This window comes from Thermosynechococcus sp. QS41 (assembly GCF_031583515.1).
Taxonomy (GTDB): Bacteria; Cyanobacteriota; Cyanobacteriia; order Thermosynechococcales; family Thermosynechococcaceae; genus Thermosynechococcus.
Window position 1 is genome coordinate 1276207 of record NZ_CP134181.1, and the last position, 19168, is coordinate 1295374.

At 54.5% G+C, this 19168-nt stretch carries 34 protein-coding genes and 1 tRNA gene; 5 read left to right on the forward strand and 30 right to left on the reverse strand.

Translation table 11 applies throughout. The annotated features are described in order from the left end of the window. Positions 1 to 47: 47 nt before the first annotated feature. Together RHJ80_RS13095 and RHJ80_RS13100 are read left to right on the forward strand one after the other, a co-directional pair. Positions 48 to 140, forward strand: a complete 93-nt coding sequence (locus RHJ80_RS13095) for a helix-turn-helix domain-containing protein (RefSeq protein WP_315862904.1) — start codon at positions 48 to 50, stop codon at positions 138 to 140. 226 nt (positions 141 to 366) lie between these two features. Continuing rightward, on the forward strand, positions 367 to 1035 hold the full coding sequence (locus RHJ80_RS13100; protein ID WP_315863367.1) for a transposase: 669 nt from the start codon (positions 367 to 369) through the stop codon (positions 1033 to 1035). 3 nt (positions 1036 to 1038) lie between these two features. Here RHJ80_RS13100 and RHJ80_RS06090 read toward each other — a convergent pair whose 3' ends face one another. Further along, positions 1039 to 2190, reverse strand: coding sequence for a cysteine desulfurase family protein (locus tag RHJ80_RS06090; RefSeq protein WP_206201495.1), 1152 nt, complete (start codon positions 2188 to 2190; stop codon positions 1039 to 1041). Between the two features lie 125 nt (positions 2191 to 2315). On the opposite strand from RHJ80_RS06090, the gene RHJ80_RS06095 reads away from it, so the two are divergent. Further along, positions 2316 to 2388 (forward strand) — tRNA-Ile (locus RHJ80_RS06095). Positions 2389 to 2465: 77 nt separating this feature from the next. Beyond that, entirely contained in the window at positions 2466 to 2837 is a 372-nt protein-coding gene (locus tag RHJ80_RS06100; RefSeq protein WP_206201496.1) for a ferredoxin-thioredoxin reductase catalytic domain-containing protein, read from the forward strand. Here the strand turns inward: RHJ80_RS06100 and RHJ80_RS06105 are convergent. Continuing rightward, on the reverse strand, positions 2834 to 3091 hold the full coding sequence (locus RHJ80_RS06105) for a spore coat U domain-containing protein (protein ID WP_206201497.1): 258 nt from the start codon (positions 3089 to 3091) through the stop codon (positions 2834 to 2836). The two genes, RHJ80_RS06100 and RHJ80_RS06105, sit on opposite strands and share 4 nt — an antisense overlap. Positions 3092 to 3308: 217 nt before the next feature. Here RHJ80_RS06105 and RHJ80_RS06110 point away from each other — a divergent pair, with 217 nt between their 5' ends. Beyond that, positions 3309 to 4643 carry an MFS transporter gene (locus RHJ80_RS06110; protein WP_310800560.1) on the forward strand — a complete coding sequence of 445 codons (1335 nt, stop codon included), beginning with the start codon at positions 3309 to 3311 and terminating at the stop codon, positions 4641 to 4643. Here the strand turns inward: RHJ80_RS06110 and aguB are convergent. The 28 genes from aguB to rpsS are packed head-to-tail and all read right to left on the reverse strand — an operon-like array spanning position 4640 to position 19155. Further along, the gene (aguB, locus tag RHJ80_RS06115) at positions 4640 to 5497 is read right to left on the reverse strand and encodes an N-carbamoylputrescine amidase (protein ID WP_302676464.1); all 858 of its coding nucleotides are present in this window, start codon (positions 5495 to 5497) and stop codon (positions 4640 to 4642) included. The two genes, RHJ80_RS06110 and aguB, sit on opposite strands and share 4 nt — an antisense overlap. Further along, on the reverse strand, positions 5494 to 6519 hold the full coding sequence (locus RHJ80_RS06120; RefSeq protein WP_310801665.1) for an agmatine deiminase family protein: 1026 nt from the start codon (positions 6517 to 6519) through the stop codon (positions 5494 to 5496). The genes aguB and RHJ80_RS06120 overlap by 4 nt, the downstream gene beginning before the upstream one ends. A gap of 9 nt (positions 6520 to 6528) precedes the next feature. Beyond that, positions 6529 to 6804 carry a 50S ribosomal protein L31 gene (gene rpmE / locus RHJ80_RS06125; RefSeq protein WP_149817874.1) on the reverse strand — a complete coding sequence of 92 codons (276 nt, stop codon included), beginning with the start codon at positions 6802 to 6804 and terminating at the stop codon, positions 6529 to 6531. Positions 6805 to 6843: 39 nt separating this feature from the next. Continuing rightward, positions 6844 to 7257, reverse strand: coding sequence for a 30S ribosomal protein S9 (gene rpsI / locus RHJ80_RS06130; protein WP_149817876.1), 414 nt, complete (start codon positions 7255 to 7257; stop codon positions 6844 to 6846). 1 nt (position 7258) lies between these two features. Then, positions 7259 to 7717 (reverse strand): 50S ribosomal protein L13, encoded by a 459-nt coding sequence (rplM, locus tag RHJ80_RS06135; RefSeq protein ID WP_310801666.1) that lies wholly within the window; start codon positions 7715 to 7717, stop codon positions 7259 to 7261. A gap of 16 nt (positions 7718 to 7733) precedes the next feature. Beyond that, the gene (gene truA / locus RHJ80_RS06140) at positions 7734 to 8588 is read right to left on the reverse strand and encodes a tRNA pseudouridine(38-40) synthase TruA (protein ID WP_206201502.1); all 855 of its coding nucleotides are present in this window, start codon (positions 8586 to 8588) and stop codon (positions 7734 to 7736) included. A gap of 6 nt (positions 8589 to 8594) precedes the next feature. Then, positions 8595 to 8945 carry a 50S ribosomal protein L17 gene (gene rplQ / locus RHJ80_RS06145; RefSeq protein ID WP_206201503.1) on the reverse strand — a complete coding sequence of 117 codons (351 nt, stop codon included), beginning with the start codon at positions 8943 to 8945 and terminating at the stop codon, positions 8595 to 8597. A 22-nt stretch (positions 8946 to 8967) separates the two neighbouring features. Then, positions 8968 to 9933, reverse strand: coding sequence for a DNA-directed RNA polymerase subunit alpha (locus RHJ80_RS06150; protein ID WP_206201504.1), 966 nt, complete (start codon positions 9931 to 9933; stop codon positions 8968 to 8970). Positions 9934 to 9962: 29 nt separating this feature from the next. After that, positions 9963 to 10355, reverse strand: a complete 393-nt coding sequence (gene rpsK / locus RHJ80_RS06155; protein ID WP_011055959.1) for a 30S ribosomal protein S11 — start codon at positions 10353 to 10355, stop codon at positions 9963 to 9965. Positions 10356 to 10397: 42 nt separating this feature from the next. Beyond that, the gene (gene rpsM / locus RHJ80_RS06160; RefSeq protein ID WP_024125578.1) at positions 10398 to 10778 is read right to left on the reverse strand and encodes a 30S ribosomal protein S13; all 381 of its coding nucleotides are present in this window, start codon (positions 10776 to 10778) and stop codon (positions 10398 to 10400) included. Between the two features lie 33 nt (positions 10779 to 10811). Continuing rightward, positions 10812 to 10925 carry a 50S ribosomal protein L36 gene (rpmJ, locus tag RHJ80_RS06165; RefSeq protein WP_011055957.1) on the reverse strand — a complete coding sequence of 38 codons (114 nt, stop codon included), beginning with the start codon at positions 10923 to 10925 and terminating at the stop codon, positions 10812 to 10814. 60 nt (positions 10926 to 10985) lie between these two features. After that, positions 10986 to 11210 (reverse strand): translation initiation factor IF-1, encoded by a 225-nt coding sequence (gene infA, locus RHJ80_RS06170; protein ID WP_011055956.1) that lies wholly within the window; start codon positions 11208 to 11210, stop codon positions 10986 to 10988. Continuing rightward, positions 11203 to 11790, reverse strand: coding sequence for an adenylate kinase (locus RHJ80_RS06175; protein WP_310801667.1), 588 nt, complete (start codon positions 11788 to 11790; stop codon positions 11203 to 11205). The genes infA and RHJ80_RS06175 overlap by 8 nt, the downstream gene beginning before the upstream one ends. Next, a complete protein-coding gene (secY, locus tag RHJ80_RS06180) occupies positions 11790 to 13100 on the reverse strand; it encodes a preprotein translocase subunit SecY (protein ID WP_310801668.1) in 1311 nt (436 codons plus the stop codon). The genes RHJ80_RS06175 and secY overlap by 1 nt, the downstream gene beginning before the upstream one ends. Before the next feature lie 12 nt (positions 13101 to 13112). After that, on the reverse strand, positions 13113 to 13577 hold the full coding sequence (gene rplO, locus RHJ80_RS06185; RefSeq protein ID WP_206201507.1) for a 50S ribosomal protein L15: 465 nt from the start codon (positions 13575 to 13577) through the stop codon (positions 13113 to 13115). Positions 13578 to 13590: 13 nt separating this feature from the next. After that, positions 13591 to 14115, reverse strand: a complete 525-nt coding sequence (rpsE, locus tag RHJ80_RS06190) for a 30S ribosomal protein S5 (protein WP_011055952.1) — start codon at positions 14113 to 14115, stop codon at positions 13591 to 13593. 11 nt (positions 14116 to 14126) lie between these two features. Then, positions 14127 to 14489: a 50S ribosomal protein L18 gene (rplR, locus tag RHJ80_RS06195; RefSeq protein WP_310801669.1), complete on the reverse strand. Its 363-nt coding sequence runs from the start codon at positions 14487 to 14489 to the stop codon at positions 14127 to 14129. After that, the gene (gene rplF, locus RHJ80_RS06200; RefSeq protein WP_149817896.1) at positions 14490 to 15053 is read right to left on the reverse strand and encodes a 50S ribosomal protein L6; all 564 of its coding nucleotides are present in this window, start codon (positions 15051 to 15053) and stop codon (positions 14490 to 14492) included. Positions 15054 to 15071: 18 nt separating this feature from the next. Then, positions 15072 to 15473 carry a 30S ribosomal protein S8 gene (rpsH, locus tag RHJ80_RS06205; RefSeq protein WP_149817898.1) on the reverse strand — a complete coding sequence of 134 codons (402 nt, stop codon included), beginning with the start codon at positions 15471 to 15473 and terminating at the stop codon, positions 15072 to 15074. Between the two features lie 29 nt (positions 15474 to 15502). Beyond that, positions 15503 to 16048, reverse strand: a complete 546-nt coding sequence (rplE, locus tag RHJ80_RS06210; RefSeq protein ID WP_250681994.1) for a 50S ribosomal protein L5 — start codon at positions 16046 to 16048, stop codon at positions 15503 to 15505. Between the two features lie 57 nt (positions 16049 to 16105). After that, positions 16106 to 16459, reverse strand: a complete 354-nt coding sequence (rplX, locus tag RHJ80_RS06215) for a 50S ribosomal protein L24 (protein ID WP_225901675.1) — start codon at positions 16457 to 16459, stop codon at positions 16106 to 16108. Then, a complete protein-coding gene (gene rplN, locus RHJ80_RS06220) occupies positions 16459 to 16827 on the reverse strand; it encodes a 50S ribosomal protein L14 (protein WP_149817900.1) in 369 nt (122 codons plus the stop codon). The genes rplX and rplN overlap by 1 nt, the downstream gene beginning before the upstream one ends. Positions 16828 to 16839: 12 nt before the next feature. After that, positions 16840 to 17088: a 30S ribosomal protein S17 gene (gene rpsQ / locus RHJ80_RS06225; RefSeq protein WP_011055945.1), complete on the reverse strand. Its 249-nt coding sequence runs from the start codon at positions 17086 to 17088 to the stop codon at positions 16840 to 16842. Beyond that, a complete protein-coding gene (rpmC, locus tag RHJ80_RS06230) occupies positions 17088 to 17300 on the reverse strand; it encodes a 50S ribosomal protein L29 (protein WP_206201511.1) in 213 nt (70 codons plus the stop codon). The genes rpsQ and rpmC overlap by 1 nt, the downstream gene beginning before the upstream one ends. Before the next feature lie 2 nt (positions 17301 to 17302). Continuing rightward, the gene (gene rplP, locus RHJ80_RS06235; protein ID WP_149817904.1) at positions 17303 to 17734 is read right to left on the reverse strand and encodes a 50S ribosomal protein L16; all 432 of its coding nucleotides are present in this window, start codon (positions 17732 to 17734) and stop codon (positions 17303 to 17305) included. A 14-nt stretch (positions 17735 to 17748) separates the two neighbouring features. Continuing rightward, the gene (gene rpsC / locus RHJ80_RS06240) at positions 17749 to 18465 is read right to left on the reverse strand and encodes a 30S ribosomal protein S3 (RefSeq protein WP_149817906.1); all 717 of its coding nucleotides are present in this window, start codon (positions 18463 to 18465) and stop codon (positions 17749 to 17751) included. A gap of 12 nt (positions 18466 to 18477) precedes the next feature. Next, positions 18478 to 18846 (reverse strand): 50S ribosomal protein L22, encoded by a 369-nt coding sequence (rplV, locus tag RHJ80_RS06245; RefSeq protein ID WP_011055941.1) that lies wholly within the window; start codon positions 18844 to 18846, stop codon positions 18478 to 18480. 30 nt (positions 18847 to 18876) lie between these two features. After that, positions 18877 to 19155, reverse strand: coding sequence for a 30S ribosomal protein S19 (gene rpsS, locus RHJ80_RS06250; RefSeq protein WP_011055940.1), 279 nt, complete (start codon positions 19153 to 19155; stop codon positions 18877 to 18879). Positions 19156 to 19168: the final 13 nt, after the last annotated feature.

The following is a 19168-nucleotide window of genomic DNA, read 5'->3' on the forward strand; positions in this document are numbered from 1 at the left end:
TGAGCTAGCACCGAACATCGGGCGCGACTAATAGCTATAGTCCACTCATGCTCACCCTGACGTACGAGTACAGGCTAAAACTAACCCAGCAGCAGGCCAAGCAGATCGACCACGATCTAGACGTGTGTCGCCAAGTTTGAAATGATGCGCTGAGGGAGCGCAAAGACTGGATTGCTTCGCGCAAATGTCCAGTCAATGCCTGCTCTGTGCGTAGCGAGTACATCATCCCAGCGGATGCCCCTTACCCCAGCTTCAACGTGCAGTGCCAACGATTAACCCAAGCAAAGCAGACCAACCCTGATTTAGCGTCGGTTAACGCCCAAGCATTGCAGCAAGTCTTGAAGCGGGTGGTTGGCCTCGATTGGCTTGGAATACTTTCTCTCCACCTCGGACGGACTTCAACTAGCACGGCCTAGGTTTTTCGTAGAGATGCAACGCAAGCTTCAATTGCTGCAACGCAGACTGAAGCGGAAACAGATTGGGTCAGCCAACTGGAAGAAGATTCAACGGAAGGTGGCGAAGCTGCATGAACAGATTGCCCGCACCCGGAGGGACTGTCACTTCAAGGTTGCCCACCAACTTTGCGACGGGGCTGATGTGATTGTGGTGGAGGATTTGAATCTGATTGGCCTCAGTCGTGGGACGCTGGGCAAGCACATGCTGGATGCGGGTCATGGGCCATTCCTGAACTCGGTGTTGCCTTGGGTGACCTGCAAGCGTGGCAAGGTGGTTGTCACGGAGAAAGCAGCGGGCACCTCTCAAGAGTGTCCCAACTGTGGCGAAGCAGTCCGCAAAACGCTATCAATCCGTTGGCATGAGTGCCCCTGTGGCTGTTCAATGCCTAGGGATATTGCCGCTGCATTCGTGTTGCGGAATCGATTGATAGGCGGTGGGGCGTACCGTCTTGAAAATGCCCCTAGAGAGGTTCTGGCGGGGATGACTTTCAGGTCATCTAGTCAAGACTCTGTGAACGGGGAATCTCCTGCTATACGCGTTGGCCTAAGCCTGCCGTTAGGCATAGCGTTACCGGGATGAGCGTCAACTCTGGTGGCGTAGTTGTTGAATGCTGTGGTGAATCTGCTGAAGCGCTAAATCAATCTCGGTCTCTGTGGTGGTACGTAATAAACCAAATCGCAGCGAAGCATGAGCAAGGGTGGGCGATCGCCCCAAGGCAAGCAGAACGTGAGACGGTGTTGGTTTGTCGCTACTACAGGCTGCCCCCGTTGAGAGGGCAACATGGGGATAAATCGACTGTAGGAGGGCATTGCCCTCAACCCCACCAATACTGACATTGAGACAGTTGGGTAAACTCTGTTGCCAATCACCATTGAGATAAATGTCTCCAAGGGAGGCTAAGCCCTGCCACAGCCGTTCTTTCAGGTGCCGCAGATGGGGAATATCCGTGGCTTGACGTTCCTGAGCGAGTCGTACTGCTACCCCAAAGCCGACAATGAGGGGGGTGGCCAAGGTTCCGGATCGCCAGCCCTGTTCTTGACTGCCACCATGAAGTTGAGGCGCAAGTTGGACGCGGGGGCGATCGCGCCGCACATAGAGGGCACCAATGCCCTTTGGTCCGTAGAGTTTATGGGCAGTCAGGGACATGAGATCCACCTGAAGCGCCTGAACATCCAAGGGAATTTTGCCCAAGGCTTGAGCGGCATCGGTGTGGAAGAGTACCCCGCGATCGCGACAGCGGCGACCAATCTCGGCCAAGGGTTGGAGCACCCCAATTTCATTATTCGCGGCCATCACGGATACCAAGATGGTCTCATGGGTAAAGGCTTGCTCTAACTCCGCCAGATCAATGAACCCTTTCTCATTCACCCCTAGATAGGTCACCCGAAAGCCAAGGGACTCCAAATAGCGACAGGGAGCGAGCACTGCATTGTGTTCTGTCTGCACGGTAATGATATGGCGACCGCGACTGTAGTAGGCTTCAGCCACCCCCTTGATTGCCAAGTTGTCTGCTTCAGTGGCACCACTGGTGAAAATGATTTCTTCGGGATGGGCATGGATGGCTGCGGCAATCGTTTCACGGGCAAGATCAATGGCGGCGGCGGCCTCCCAACCATAGGCATGGGCACGATTACTGGCATTGCCGGGGCGATCGCTAAAATAGGGCAACATGGCTGCCAGTACTTGGGGATCCACCGGTGTGGTTGCCAGTCCATCTAAGTAAATTGGCTTCATCCCCAGTCTTCTTGAAACCCCTTCTCCTTTAGCCTAGCAAGGAACCCCGCACTCAATGGCCATTCAGACCATCTGGCGGTAGAAAGCGCCAAGTGGAACTATATTGAAAAGTGATAGGCATTTTCCCAGGGTTGGCCGAGCGGATGAGGCAGCGAACTCATAATTCGCCATAGGCTGGTTCAACTCCAGCACCCTGGATCTTTTAATCCAGTCAGCGCCGATCCAGCGATCGCCTTCCGCTAAACTGAAAGAAGTTTCGTGTCGCAAATTTTGCCATGAGTAGCACCTATAAACCGCAACAGGCCTCCGACAAAAATCTTGAAGCCATGCGCAAGTTTGCGGAAACCTATGCTAAGCGCACAGGAACCTACTTTTGCTCAGATTTGGGGACAACGGCGGTTGTTCTGGAAGGATTGGCCAAGCATAAAGACGACTATGGCTCTCCCCTGTGTCCCTGCCGCCACTATGAAGACAAAGAAGCAGAGGTAGAAGCGGCCTACTGGAACTGCCCCTGTGTGCCCATGCGCGAACGGCGGGAGTGTCACTGCCTTCTCTTTTTAACTCCGGATCATCCCTTTGCGGGTACAGCTCAGGAGATTTCCTTTGAACAAATTCGCGAGGAAACCAATCGCTTTACGGTTTCTTAGTATTCCAGTGTCACTACAATCGTATCGCTGTAGATGCCCGCAGGCACAAACTGCCGGGTGGGGATGCGACCAAAAATTTCAAGGGTTGTAGGGGCATGATTCACAGGCACTAAGGTACGCAAACTGCTCCCACGGGTACCATCCCCCCAGATTTGGGTGCGAGCGGCATCAATGTAAAGGTTGTAGTCAAGGCGCCCCCTGCCAGAGGTCATTTGTCGAGGGGTAAAACGACCGGCATTGCCAGTAGGCGCCAAGGTTTAGGCCAGTCACGCTGTTAATGGTGCAGTTTGCAAAAGTAACTGTCGGTAGAGCTAGGCCGCTGGCGATCGCGAGCAGGATACTGAGATGTGGCTGCACCACTCACAGGTATTTAAGAACAACCTACGCCAATCATAGTTCATCCGTGATTTCCCTTGGCAGACATCCCCCTAGGGGGGATATAGTAAACGTGTGGGTTCTGAGGTGGCCACCATGACCTTTCAACTTCCTCCCCTGTTGCAGTGCCTACGGAATCGAGCCTTTGCCGGTCTCTATACGGCGCAAACGATCAATCTGATTGGGGATGCGTTCACATGGCTCGGCTTAGCACTCCTTGCTTTTGAGTTAGCAGGAGAGAATTCAGGACTGTGGCTCTCAACTGCCTTAACTCTGCGGGTCACCATTTTTGTGCTATTGGCTCCTATTGCTGGTGTCTTAGCAGATCGATTGGATCGCAAGGGATTGATGGTGACTACCCATCTTGTGCGGATGGTTTTGGTATCCTTCTTGCCGTTTGTTACTGACGGCTGGCAACTGTATCTCGTAGTGGCTTTGCTGAGTGGCTTTCACGCCCTTTTTACCCCAACCTACACGGCCACATTACCCTTGATTACGACGGCTGAGGAGTGCCCACCGGCGATCGCCCTCTCGAATGCCACGTACCAACTCCTGAGTGTTTTAGGCCCAGCCCTCGCAGGTAGTGTTGCGGCGTTATGCAGTACCCGTTCAGTGTTCTTTTTGGATGCTTTGACCTTTTTGGTTGCAGCGGTGTTGATTGCTGGGCTGCCCACTGCTTTGATCGTACCTAGAGCAGGATCAGTCCCCCCCCGTAGCGGATTTCTTGAGGAGCTAAGTGTTGGTAGTCAGTGCCTTTGGTGGGATGCAGCAATTCGCTATGGATTACTACTGCAATTGGTGGCGGCGATCGCTGGCGCGGAAATTTTGGTGAATACCGTCGGCTATGTTCAGGGCACGCTACAGGCAGGAAGTCAGGCCTACGGCTCAATCATGGCGGCATTTGGTGTGGGTGCTACTTTGGCTGCGGTGATTTGGGGTTCTTCCTGTCGCAGGATGAGTGCAGTGGTGGTGATGGCCCTAGGGGGGATACTGACGGTGCTGCCGTTGCTGGCTGCCTATAGTGCCAATGTCCCTACCCTCGCTCTGTTGTGGGCGATCGCGGGTATCGGTAAAACCCTCGTCAATGTGCCTATGCAGACGGTAATTGCTGAGAGAGTGGCCGTGGACTTGCAGGGTCGGGTTTATGGCGCTCAGTTTGCTTGGAGTCATCTTTGGTGGGTCTTGGCCTATCCCCTAGCGGGATGGTTCGGCAGTCAGTTTCCAGCCCAACATTTTTTCTATACTGGCCTCAGTAGCATGGTGCTTTTCATCGCTTTTGTGGTGTTGACCCAACCGTGGCACCTGCGGCATCTCCCCGCTGGTTTTTGGCACACTCATCCCCATGAGCACGACAGCGAGCATGATCATTGCCATCGGCTACAGGCTCATCAGCACCTACACTTTCATCTCCAGCCAAGCCACGGCAATTAACTAACACCATCCGCAGTCAACAGGGCTTTGTAGAGGCCGGGTCGGCGATCGCGAAAGAAGCCATAGGCCGCCCGTAGGTGCTCAATTTCCTCTAAATCAAATTTATGGACAAGCACTGCTTCTTGGGTGCGATCAGCCTCGGCCACCAGATCTCCCCTTGGATTAGCAATAAATGAACTGCCATAGAATAGTTGTCCCCCCTCATCACCCACACGGTTGGCTGCCACCACTGGAATCACATTTGCCACTGCATGACCAACCATCACCCGCTGCCACGGGTCTTTGGTGTCCAGTGTGGGATCGTGGGGTTCACTACCAATGGCAGTGGGATACACGAGCACTTCTGCTCCCATCAGGGTCATCACCCGTGCAGCCTCTGGAAACCACTGATCCCAGCAGATGCCGACACCGATTTTGCCGTAGCGGGTACGCCAGACTCGAAAGCCTGTATTTCCGGGGCGGAAGTAAAACTTTTCCTCATAGCCGGGGCCATCGGGAATATGACTTTTGCGATAGACACCGAGGTTGACACCCCCCGCATCAATCATGGCCACACTGTTGTAATAGACGGTGCCCGCCTTTTCAAAAAAGGACACTGGAATCACCACCGCCAGTTCCCGCGCCAAGGCCTCAAAGTGAGCAATTGTTGGGTGGTTTTTCACGGGGTGTGCCCGCTGAAAGTGACTCTCCCGCTCTTCCTTACAAAAATAGTGACCTTCAAATAGCTCTGGCAGGACAATGACCTGTGCCCCCTGCTGATGCGCCTGCCGCACTAGATCACTGAGGTGCAGAATATTGGTCTCAACATCATCGGTCAGTTGAGCTTGAATGGCAGCAACGGTCAGTGTTCTCATAGTTCCTGCTGAGTAATGCAATGGAAGGCGCCTCCCCCTTCTAAAATCGTCCGTGCGGGAAGGCCAACAGTTTTGCGACTGGGAAAGAGCTTGGCGATCGCCTCAACCGCTTTGGCATCCGCTTCGACACCATAGGTGGGGACGACAACGGTGGTATTGGCAATATAAAAATTCACGTAGCTAGCGGGCAAAATCTCCCCCTTGCGACTCGTCACCCGCCCCGGCGAAGGCACTGGGATCACCTCTAGGGAGCGCCCCTTGGCATCCGTTAGCGTTTGCAACTGCTCATAAATCGTCAGCAGGACATCGTAGTTCGGATCCTCAGGGCTGTCGGGCAGCATACAAACCACGGTTGCCGGAGCCACAAAACGCACCAGCGTATCGATGTGACCATCGGTGTGATCGTTGGCCAGTCCCGATTCAATCCAGAGGATTTTGCTCACGCCAAGGGCGGGCTTGAGGCGGGCTTCCACTTCTGCGCTGTCTAAATAGGGATTGCGGTTGGGGTTGAGGAGGCACTGGCGGGTGGTGAGGCAGGTTCCTTCGCCATCCACTTCGATCGCCCCCCCCTCCAAGAATAACGGCACCGCCCCATAGGGGAGGCCGATGGCTAGAGCAAGGCGCACAGCCAAGTCACTATCGCCGGGAAGTTGATACTTCTTGCCCCAACCATTAAAGGGCAAACAGAGGAGTCGGCGCTCCCCTGCCTCATTGATTAAGCCCACAGGAGCGGTATCCCGCAGCCAAATGTCACCAAAGGGGAGCTGATAAAACTGTGGATTCAGATCCCCGAGATAAGAACGAGCAGTGGCTTCTCCCACCTCATCTAGCACCAGAATCTTCAGTTGCTCCCCGCGGCACTGACCTGTTACGGGATCGGGGTCAGCGATCGCGCGACACAGGGCAGTAAATTCTAAACGCACCTGCGGTAATAGTTCTCCCCAAAAATCCTCGTGACTGGGGAAAGCTAACCAACAGGCGCGATGCGGCAGCCACTCAGCCGGCTGAAAAAAGGGGGACATGAAGAGCGATTAGCCCTTTTTGTTGGTTTTGGGTGCCGGTTTAGCGGCAGCTTTTTTCCCTTTAGCAGTTTGCTGGGGTTTGGCACCGCTGTATTTCCGGCGGAAGCGTTCCACCCGCCCTTCAGCGTCAACGATTTTCTGAGTACCCGTGAAGAAGGGATGGTTACCTGACCAGATATCCACGTGCAGTTCGGGTTTCGTGGAACCCACGGTCATCACCACTTCACCGTCACAATAGACTTTGGCTTCGGGATACCACTGGGGATGAATGTTCGGTTTTGGCATAGGCGTCTCACCACAAACGAGAAGTAAAAAACAAACATCTTAGCGTTTTGAGTATTGGGGGGCTTTGCGGGCTTTGCGCAGACCGTATTTACGCCGCTCCTTGGCACGGGGATCGCGGGTGAGATAGCCTTCCGTTTTCAGAGGCTTGCGGTTTTCGATGTCCAGTTGACACAGGGCGCGGGCAATCCCTAAACGAATGGCATCTGCTTGCCCCGTCAAACCACCCCCCGTGGCATTGACATAAATATCATAGCTACTTTCAAGGCCAAGGGTTTCAAGGGGGGCTTTCACCAAGTTGAGATAGGTGGGGTTGTTTTGCAGGTAGTCAGCCCCATTGCGGCCATTGATCAACAGTTGACCGCTACCGGGGATCAGGCGCACCCGTGCCACCGCCGACTTACGGCGACCGGTTCCCAAATAAACTACCCGCTTAGACTGATCAGCAATTTGCATGTTAGGCTCCCGGAATCGTGTTAATGGTCAAAGGCTGGGGTTTTTGCGCTTGGTGGGGATGCTCTGGCCCAGCATAAACTTTCAGCTTGGTAAAGAGTTTACGGCCAAGGGAATTTTTCGGCAGCATCCCTTTGACAGCATGCTCAATAATCCGCTCGGGAATGCGGGCTTGCAGTTGATCAAAGGTTTCAATTTTCATGCCGCCGGGGCGTCCCGAGTGACGACGGTAGAGTTTTTGGGAGCGTTTTCTGCCGGTGACGGTGACTTTCTCGGCATTGATGACAATCACAAAGTCACCCGTGTCCATGTGGGGGGTGTAAATGGCTTTGTTTTTGCCCCTGAGAATACGGGCAATTTCTGCGGCTAGCCGACCCAAGCGTTGATCAGCAGCATCAATGACATACCACTGGGAAGCAAGGTCATCCACGGCGGGCAGTGGTGTCTTTACGGTACTGGTCATCACAAACTCCATGATTCTATGCAATGGACAATTCAGGGCTAATGGAGGCTAACTGAAACTGGGGCATCGCCTCGGTGCACAGGGCAAGGGGGAAAGGCGATTCAGGATAACCCACCCCCAATAGACAAAGGCCTACAGGGGGGGCAGCATACTTGACGAGGTGGCGTTGCTCCTGCTGCCAAATTTCCGTAAAACTGGCGGGCGATCGCTGGCCTTGCCCCACCTGTACCAAAAGTCCCACCAACAGGCGCATCATGCCGTAGAGAAACCCCGAAGCTTGCACCTCAATTTCCACAAGGGCACCGCGCCGCTGGCAGCTCACCGCCTGCACCTCCACCCAAGAATGGGCACGATTCGAGCCAGAACGGTGAAAGGCACTGAGGTGATGCCGCCCCAACAATGGCTGAAGCACGGCTGCCATTTTTTCCACATCTAAGGGGGCATAGTAGTAGTGCCATGTCCAAGGGCGCAAAAAGATATTGGGGCAGGGATCGGTATAGAGGGTATAGCGATAGCGACGCCACAGTGCCGAGAAACGGGCATGCCAGTGATCGGGCACCACCGCCGCCGCACGAATCACCACATCGGCGGGCAAGCGAGCATTGAGAATCCCCGGCCAACGATGAACGGGAATGGGCGAGTTGACCGTGACGTGAGCCACTTGACCAGCAGCATGAACCCCTGTATCAGTGCGACCTGCTGCGACAACAGAGACGGGATGATTGACAACACTGGCGATCGCCTGCTCAATCACCTCCTGTACTGTGCGCTGTCCCACCTGCCGTTGCCAGCCGTGGAAATGGGTGCCCTGGTACTGAATAAGCAGTGCCAAGCGTTGGCCGCTCTGAGGAGGTGCGATCGCCGTCATCATTGCCTGCTACACCAGTTCAATGACCGCCAATTCGGCATTATCACCCCGCCGCCGCACACTGCGGATAATGCGGGTATAGCCACCCTTGCGATCGCCATAGCGCTCTGGAGCTTGGGCAAACAGAGCATGCACCAGTTGCTTATCGTAGAGATAGCCAAGGGCACGCCGCCGTGCCGCCAAGGAGCCATCCTTTGCCAAGGTGATCATCCGCTCCGCCTCTGCGCGTACCGCCTTTGCCCGCGCTTTGGTGGTGGTAATGCGGCCATGGCGAATCAATTCAGTGGTCAGTGCCCGCAGCAGTGCTTTTCGTTGATCGGCTGGCAGTCCTAGCTGGGGAACCCGACGTTGGTGACGCATAGACAAACCTCATTCAATCTCTCTAGTTACGGGCAGCTTTTTGGGGCGGTAGCGTAATGCCCAAGTGTTTTTGCAGTGCTTCGATCACTTCCTCGGCAGACTTTTGACCGAAGTTTTTGATCTCCAGTAGCTCTTCTTGGGAATACTCAAGGAGGTCAGCGACCGTATTGACTTGGGCACGCTTGAGACAGTTGTAGGCACGCACCGACAAATTGAGTTGCTCAATGGGAATTTGTCCCGTTTCGTCATGCTCATCGGTGGTAGTGGCCTCAGAGGTGTGCAGGGGCACTTCCTTCAAGGGGCTAAAGAGATCCACGAGAATCGTTGCCGCCTGATTGAGGGCGTCTTGGGGGGTCAAGCTGCCATTCGTCCAGATTTCCAGTTTTAGATAGTCTTGGAGCTGGCGATCGCCCTCTGCACCCGCACTGCGCACCGAATCAACGGTATAGTTCACCCGCCGCACGGGCATAAAGACCGCATCCAATTGCAGATAGTCCAAGGCAAGGCGATCGTCCCGTACCCGCTCCACTGAGCGATAGCCGCGATCCTGTTCAATCTTGAATTCCATCTCCAAGGTTGCCCCCGGCATCAGCGTGGCAATATAGTGGTTGGGGTTGACCACTTCCACTTCAGAGCCAAGTTGCACCATGCCAGCAGTAACCGTCAATGGCTCATTCTCAGGGGCTTGGGCAAAAAGGCGACCCATTTGGGGTTCTGAGGTGTGGCTGCGAATCACCAACTGCTTCATTTGCAGCAAAATGTCCATGACATCTTCGCGCACACCGGGAATTGTTGAAAACTCATGATTCACACCAGCAATGCGCACCGCTGTCACGGCACTACCGGGTAAGTTGGCAAGAAGAACCCGCCGCAGGGCATTCCCCACCGTAATCCCTTGACCGGGGGCGAGGGGGTACAGCGCAAATTGGCCGTACTGCCCTTGATCCTCCTCAACCCGTGTTTCCAAACATTCAATTTGATATGCCATAACTGTGCTCCCAAGTGACCCAAACGAACCTAAACCCGCCGCCGTTTGGGGGGACGGCAACCATTGTGGGGAATGGGGGTCACATCCCGAATGAGGGTAATTTCTAGACCTGCGGCTTGCAACGCCCGAATCGCTGTCTCGCGACCGGAACCGGGACCACTCACCATGACCTCAATTTGCCGCATTCCCTGATCAATGGCACGGCGAGCTGCATTATCAGCAGCAGTTTGAGCTGCAAAGGGTGTGCCTTTTTTGGCACCTTTGAAACCACTGGAGCCAGCGGAGGCCCAAGCAATCACCTCACCATTGGGGTCGGTAATTGAGACAATCGTGTTATTAAATGTGGACTGAATGTGGGCAACGCCACTGGGGACATTGCGCTTTTGCTTACGAGGGCCAGAGCGTTTTGCAGAGGGTGCCATAATCTATCCAAACCGTGAATCAGGTAGTAGGAGCGGAAAAACTTATTTCTTAGCAGCGGGTTTTTTCTTACCCGCCACAGTGCGACGACCACCACGACGGGTGCGCGCATTGGTACGGGTGCGCTGACCACGAACCGGCAATCCAAGGCGATGCCGCCGCCCGCGGTAGCAGCCAATGTCCATGAGCCGCTTGATATTCATGGCCTCGAGACGGCGCAGATCCCCTTCCACTTGGTACTCGTCAATCGCAGCCCGCAGTGCCGCAATATCGGCATCCGTCAAATCGCGAGTGCGGGTATCTGGGTTAACACCCGTTTTTGCCAAAATTTCCTTGGAGCGGGTCAAGCCGATGCCATAGATGTAGGTGAGGGCAATTTCAATGCGTTTGTCGCGGGGTAAATCAACACCAGCAATACGAGCCATGAATCTAGTTCCTATGTGTGCAACAACAGTGGGTTACCCTTGGCGCTGCTTGTGTTTCGGATTGGTGCAGATCACCATGACCCGACCACGTCGCCGAATGACGCGGCATTTTTCACAAATACGCCGTACCGATGCTCTTACTTTCATATCAGTTGCTCATGTAGTCGCAAATTTTATATCTTAGCAGAGTGGCCAACAAAGATCAAACTACTTTTTGCGCAGGCGATAGGTAATCCGCCCCTTGGTCAGGTCATAGGGGGTCAATTCCACCTTCACGCGATCGCCCGGCAAAATTTTGATGTAGTTGCGGCGAATCTTACCGGAAATATGGGCAAGGACATTAAACCCATTGTCCAGATCCACCCGAAACATGGCGTTGGGCAATGACTCGGTCACTGTCCCTTCAATTTCAATAGCATCCTGTTTAGACACGGTTCACCTCCCCAATACGTGCTTGAATGGCAGCAGTTACCTCTTCGATCGTACGTGTTCCATCAATGTGCACAAACTTGGGATGACTCATGTACTGTTGAATCATCGGTAGGGTTTCCCGCTCATAGACCTGTACCCGCTTGAGGATGGTTTCAGGGGTATCATCGGAGCGCTGCTGACCATTGGCCGCTTGCTTGGCACGATTGAGGGCGCGTTCCTGGAGAATCACAGCAGGCACATCTAAGAAGAGCAAGTAATCATAGTCTTGGTGAATGCTTTTGAGCATCTCCTCAAAGACTGCTGCTTGTACCACATTGCGGGGAAAACCGTCCAAAAGCCAACCCGCAGCCGTATCTGGCTGTTGCAAGCGATTGGCCACCATATCCACAATCACCTGATCCGGTACCAGTTCACCGCGATCCATGTAGCTTTGAGCCTGTTGACCGAGGGGGGTGCCCGCAGCTCGCTCTGCCCGCAGAATATCCCCTGTAGAAATATGGGGAATCCCCAAAAGTGTGGTCAGAATTGCTGCCTGTGTCCCTTTACCCGAACCAGGGCCGCCAAACAAAATTAAGCGCATTACTGCTTCACCATCCCCTCATAACGTTGTGAAATCACATAGGTTTGAATCTGTTTTGAGGTGTCAATGGCCACCCCCACCAAGATCAACAGGGAGGTCGCCCCCAGCCCTTGAAATGTTGTTACTTTGGTTGCACTTTCGACTGCCGTGGGAATAATCGCCACCAGACCCAAAAAGATCGCCCCTAGGAATGTCAGGCGGTTGAGAACCCGCTCTAGGTAATCAGAGGTGGCTTTCCCCGGTCGAATTCCCGGAATACTAGCGCCCATCTTTTTCAGGTTTTGGGACATATCCACAGGGTTGACAATCAAAGAAGCGTAAAAGTAGCTAAAGAAGAGAATCAAGAGCAAGTAGAAAATCACATATGCCCATGGGGTAGGGCCTGCGGGGGAAACATAGCTGGCCAGTCGTGCCACGAGTTCGTTGCGGGTAAACTGCGCCAAGGTGGAAGGGAGAATGAGTACCGCTGAGGCAAAGATAATTGGCATCACCCCCCCTTGGTTTAAGCGCAGGGGCAGGTAACTGGTTTGCTCGCGGTAGAGCTTGCGCCCCACTTGGCGACGTGCCGAAACAATGGGGATGCGGCGAGTCCCCTCTTGCACAAAGACAATGCCGACAATCATGGCCAAAAAGACAGCCACCAAAATAACGATGCCGCCAATATTGCCACCACTTTCGGCGAGGGCGATCGTCTGACCCACTGAGGCAGGCAAGTAGGCAACAATGCTCAAAAAGATCAAGAGTGAGGCTCCATTACCCACGCCCCGCTCAGTAATCAATTCCGAAATCCACATCACCACCATTGAGCCAGCGGTCAGGCCAAGAACAATTTCAGCAACAAACCACACCCCCGGATGCAAAGCCGCACCGGGAATGGAACTGACAAAAATGGCAATGCCAAAACTTTGCAGAACTGCCCAGCCCACAGCCACGTAGCGAGTAATTTGGGAAATTTTGCGGCGGCCGGCTTCTCCCTCATCCTTTTGCAGCCGCTCCAAGGAGGGGAGAGCAGCAGTCAGCAATTGCATGATGATGGAGGCGTTAATATAGGGCAGAATGCCGAGGGCAAAAATCCCAAGGGCAGAGAGGCCACCGCCTGAAAAGATGTCGAGGAAGCGAATCACGGCATTATCTTGGACGCTCTGGGCAAAAACGGCGCGATCGATCCCCGGAATGGGTAGATAAATCCCCAGCCGTACCAAGATCAATAGCCCAATGGTGATCAGGAGTCGCCCCCGCAGACCAGCCGCTTGAGCCATCTGCATAAAGGTTTCTTGGGCAGTGGGTGCCTTGCCGCGATTCACAATCATATTGGGGTTCCTCTATTCACTGTCGGCAGCAACGGAGGTCTCCACACATACCCCACCAGCAGCTTCAATCTTGCTGCGGGCACTGCCACTAAAGGCAGCGGCATGAACCTCTAGCTTGACGTTTAGCTCACCATCCCCCAGCACTTTGAGGGGATATTTGGCGGTGGTGAGAATGCCAGTCTCAAGGAGAGACTCAACCGTCACTACACTATTGGCGGGTAGGGTATTGAGACGACCCACGTTGATCGTAGTGTAAACCTTCCGGTTGACGAGGGGAAAGTGCTTGAGTTTGGGGAGACGACGGTAGAGGGGGTTTTGACCGCCTTCAAAGCCGGGACGGGTGGGGCGACCAGAACGGGATTTTTGCCCGCGCATGCCAAAGCCACCACTTGCCCCTTGACCTGCGGCAATGCCCCGACCAATCCGCCGTTTGCGTCGTCGCGATCCCGCTTGGGGGTGCAGATCTTGAAACCGCATGGACAACTCCTACCTATTTGCTATAGAGGTTTTCAATGGGGATTTCCCGCTCCTCGGCAACTTCTTGGAAGGTGCGCAAGGCCGCAAGGGCTTCGAGGGCGGCGCGGGCATTGTTGAGGGGGTTGCTGGAGCCTAGTTGTTTGGCCAGCACGTTGCGTACCCCTGCTAGTTCTAGAACGGTGCGCACAGAGCCACCAGCAATTACCCCAGTTCCCGGTGCAGCGGGGCGAATCATGACGCGGGCAGCACCGCCTTCGCCAAAGGTGGGGTGGGGAATAGAGTTGGATTTGGTGATCGGGACATCAATCAGGTGCTTTTTGCCATCGGCCACGCCTTTGCGCACCGCACCAATGACATCGGCAGCTTTACCGACGCCCACACCCACTTGGCCACGCTCGTTGCCAACAACCACAATGGCGCGGAAGCTCAGTTTCTTACCGCCTTTGACTACTTTGGAGACGCGGCGGATCTGGACGACCCGCTCTTGCCAGTCGGTTTCTTTTTCAACTTTGCGGGGGTTTTTACGACGATTTGCCATCGGGTCATCCTCTAAAAGTCTAGTCCAGCTTCACGGGCGGCATCCGCCAAGGCCTTGACACGACCATGGTAGAGATTGCCACCGCGATCAAAGACAACGCGCTCAATGCCAGCGGCTTTGGCACGCTCTGCAATTAGTCGCCCCACTTCAATAGAGGCGGCACAGGTGCTCCCTTTTCCTAGTTTTTGCCGCAGTTCTGGCTCAACACTGGAAGCGGCCACAAGGGTATGGTGCCGGGTGTCATCAATCACCTGGGCATAGATATGCTGATGAGAACGAAAGACAGCGAGGCGGGGGCGATCGCTGGTACCTTTGACTTTGCGGCGAATGCGCTGATGCCGACTTTGGCGAGCCGCAGTACGAGTTTGTTTCATCTATTTCTTCCCTGTCTTACCAACTTTACGACGCACAAATTCACCCATATAGCGAATGCCCTTGCCCTTGTAGGGCTCAGGGGGACGTACGGCGCGAATACGGGCAGAGGTGTTGCCGACTAGTTCTTTATCAATGCCACTGACAAGGACAATCGTGCCCTGCTGCACTTTTTTACCTTGGTTGTCCTCAATTTCTAGGGTAATGCCCTCGGGTGGCACAATCTCAACGGGGTGGCTGTAGCCCATACTGAGGACAAGGGTTTTGCCTTGGAGTTGGGCGCGGTAACCGACCCCTTGAATCTCCAGCTTTTTCGTAAACCCTTGGGAGACGCCTTCCACCATGTTGGCCAGTAGCGTGCGGCAGAGGCCGTGGCGTTCTTTAGCAGGTCGAGAATCATCGCGGCGTTTGACAACAATACTTTCCCCCTCTTGGGCAACATTCACCTCGGGCGGCAAAACCCGACTCAGTTGACCCTTGGGGCCTTTGACCGTGACCTGCTGCCCGTCTAGGGTGAGGGTGACATTTTTGGGCAGGGGGATGGGACGCTTGCCAATACGAGACATGTGGGACTTCCTCCGAGCTTACCAAACGTAACAGAGTACTTCGCCGCCAATGCCCTGCTTCCGTGCCTCGCGATCAGTCATGATGCCGCTAGAGGTGGAGATGATGGCAATGCCGATGCCACCGAGCACCCGGGGCAACTCACGGGAATTGGCATAGACGCGCAGACCGGGTTTGCTCACCCGCTTGAGCGCAGTAATAATCGGCTGGCGCTGCTTGCCGCGATATTTTAGGGAAACCACAAGATGCCGTTTGATGCCGTCCCCTTGCTCTTCAAAATCGCGAATAAACCCTTCCGCTTTCAGCACCTGCGCAATACTGCGGGTCATGCGCGTGGCCGGAATGGTGGTGGTTTGATGACGCGCAAGGTTTGCGTTGCGGATGCGAGTTAGCATATCGCCAATCGTGTCATTTACTGCCATAGTTGCTCCTTAAAAATCTGCCTCCGGCGTTAGTTCTCACGGAACGGCATGCCCATTGCTTTGAGCAGGGCGCGTCCTTCTTCATCAGTATTGGCAGTGGTGATGATTGAGACATCCATGCCGCGAATTTGATCAATGTCGTCGTAGTTGACTTCGGGGAAAATCAGTTGCTCGCGCAAACCTAGGGTGTAGTTGCCCCGGCCATCAAAGCTTTTGGGGTTGACACCGCGAAAGTCACGGATCCGTGGCAGTGCCAAGTTAATCAAGCGATCCAAAAAGGCATACATGCGATCGGATCGCAGCGTCACGGCCACACCAACGGGCATGCCTTTGCGAATTTTGAAGCCCGCGATCGCCTTCTTGGCGCGGGTAACGACGGGCTTTTGGCCGGTAATCGTGGCAATTTCTGCCAGTGTGGCTTCAAGGGCTTTGGCGTTTTGTGCCGCTTCCCCCAGACCGCGGTTGACGGTTATTTTGACAATCTTGGGCACTTGGTGAATGTTTTTGTACTGGAATTGCTGCATGAGCTGCGGCACAACGGTTTTGTTGTAGTGATCTTTGAGGCGTTGGGACATGGGGCTTCTCCTAGGGGCATTCTCTGGGCTGGGTCAGAGAGGGAAAACGGGTTAGACCTAATCAATGATTTCGCCAGTTTTCTTGAGCATGCGCACCTTACGGCCATCTTCGGTGTAGGTGTAACAGATGCGGCTGGCCACGTTGTGCTTGGTGGAGTAGAGCATCACTTTACAACTGTAGATGGGAGCCTCCTTGGTGATGATTTGGCCGGATTCTCCCTCTTGGCGGGGCTTCACATGTTTGGTTTTCAGGTTCACCCCTTTGACAATCACCTGACTGGTTTTGGGGAAGACCGCAAGGACTTCGCCGACTTTAGCTTTGTCGCTGCCAGCGATGACTTGAACCGTGTCCCCTTTTTTCACGTGCATGCGATAGCGCACTGGCTTTTTGTTTGCTTTCTTGGCCGCCATTAGAGTACCTCCGGTGCCAATGAAACAATTTTCGTAAAGTTTTTATCCCGCAGTTCACGAGCCACAGGACCAAAGACACGGGTACCGCGAGGGTTACCCTCTTGGTTGATCAAGACAGCGGCATTGTCATCAAAGCGAATGCTCATGCCACTTTCACGGCGGATGGTTTTGCGGGTGCGCACAATGACAGCGCGAACCACATCGGATTTTTTCACTGCCATATTGGGGGTGGCATCTTTGACGGTGGCAATGATCACATCGCCAACACTGCCGTAGCGACGGTTACCGCCGCCGAGCACACGGATGCAGAGGAGCTTTTTGGCGCCGCTATTGTCGGCAACGTTGAGATAGGTTTCCTGTTGAATCATGGCTGGCTCTCCTTAGGCAGTGCGAGGACTGAGAATTTCGGCAATGACCCAACGCTTGGTGCGACTCAGGGGACGGGTTTCCCGAATGCGCACGCGATCGCCCACTTTGGCTTCGTTATTTTCATCATGGGCTTTGTAGCGGCGGGTTTTGACGACAATTTTGCCGTACTTGGGGTGGGGGGCGCGGTTTTCGACGGCAACGACGACGGTTTTTTGCATTTTGTCGCTGACGACGACGCCAACACGTTCTTTAACTGCCATTAGTCTTGGCCTCCACTGCGGCGACGTTCATTCTCAAGGGTTAAAAGCTGTGCCAACTCGTGGCGCAGATGCTTAAATTGATGGGGCTTGACCTCTTGGCGGGTGGCTTTTTTGAAGCGGAGATCAAAGAGTTCTTTTTTAATGGCGGCAATGCGATCGCTCACCTCTTGATCACTCAGTTCCCGCAGGTCTTTCATTTTTGTCAGTGCCATTCTTAACCCTCCTGTTGTTCCTCTTCTTGATTGCGCACCAGAAAACGGGTCTTGATCGGCATTTTGTAGGCAGCAAGGCGCATGGCTTCGCGGGCAACCGCCTCCGGCACACCGGCAATTTCATACATAATGCGACCGGGTTTGACCACTGCCACCCAGTATTCCGGTGAGCCTTTCCCTGACCCCATCCGCGTTTCGGCAGGCCGCATTGTCACGGGCTTATCGGGGAAAATGCGAATCCAGATTTTGCCACCGCGGCGGATATAGCGGGTCATGGCACGACGGCCAGCCTCAATTTGCCGTGAGGTGATCCAAGCGGGTTCAAGGGCTTGAAGGGCATAGTCGCCAAAGTGGATAGAGTTACCGCGACTGGCAACCCCCGTCATGCGACCCCGCTGCTGTTTGCGAAATTTTGTACGCTTTGGACTTAACATCGCTGGCTTCCCTGTTAGTTAGAGCGATTTTCAAATTGGGGTAGGCGGCGTTGGGGACTGCGGCGACTGGGTTCCCGTGTTACGGCTTCGGTTTGTCCCGGCAGTACCTCACCTTTGAAGATCCACACTTTCACGCCCAAAATGCCGTAGATTGTGCGGGCGGTGCGGTAGGCATAGTCAATGTCTGCCCGTAGGGTATGCAGAGGAACGCGACCCTCCCGTGTCCACTCGGTACGGGCAATTTCCGCCCCATTCAGGCGACCCGCCACTTGGACTTTGATCCCCTCAATGCCTGCTCGCTGTGCCCGCTGAATGGCTTGGCGCACGGCGCGTCGGAAGGCCACCCGTCGCTCTAGTTGCTGGGTGATGTATTCCGCCAAGAGGCTGGCCTCAGCATCGACACGGTTGACTTCCACCACGTTCACTTTGATCGTGCGGTTGCTAGGGAGCATCTGCCGCAGTTGCTTGCGCAGTTCCTCAATCCCTTGGCCGCCTTTACCAACGACGACGCCGGGACGAGCGGTGCGAATTTGCAACTCCACTTGATCCGCTTTGCGCTCAATGCGCACTTCCGCAATGCCAGCGTTGGCCAGTTGCTTGTTAATAAACGTGCGGATGCGGTGATCCTCCTGTAATAGCTCAGGATAGCGATCGCTATCGGCGTACCAGCGGGAGCGATGTTCTTGTGTAATGCCGAGGCGAAAGCCAATTGGATGAATCTTCTGTCCCACGATGGTATCCTTCTACGATTCGTCAGCAGTGTTTTGGGGCGCCACAGCAATCGTGATGTGGCAGGTGGGCTTGCGAATTTGGTAAGCGCGGCCCTGGGCGCGAGGGCGAAATCGCTTCAGGCAAGGCCCTTGATCGGCATAGGCTTGACTAATTACCAAGGTGGCGGGATCCAAGCCTAAATTGTGGGTGGCATTGGCTGCCGCCGATCGCAAGACCTTTGTAATCGGCTCACAGGCACGATAGGGCATAAAGCGCAGCATAATCAGGGCATCGCGGTAGGTGCGACCCCGCAGTTGATCCAGTACCCGCCGCACCTTGTGGGGTGACATGCGGACATACTTGGCGCAGGCACGGGCAGTAGGAGAAGAGGTAGAAACCATAGACGGCTATCCCAGACGCGAACAAGAGAATCAATGGCGGGCTTTTTTATCGCCCTTAACATGACTGCGGAAGTTGCGGGTGGGGGCAAATTCCCCCAGTTTGTGACCCACCATCTGCTCAGTGATGTACACGGGCACGTGCTGCTTGCCGTTATGGACGGCGATCGTGTGGCCAATCATTTCTGGCACAATCGTTGAGGCACGCGACCACGTTTTGATCACTTCCTTGGCATTGCGCTCATTGAGGGCTTCAATCTTGCGTAAGAGATGATCCGCCACAAAGGGGCCTTTTTTTAATGAACGTCCCATAACCTAACTTCTC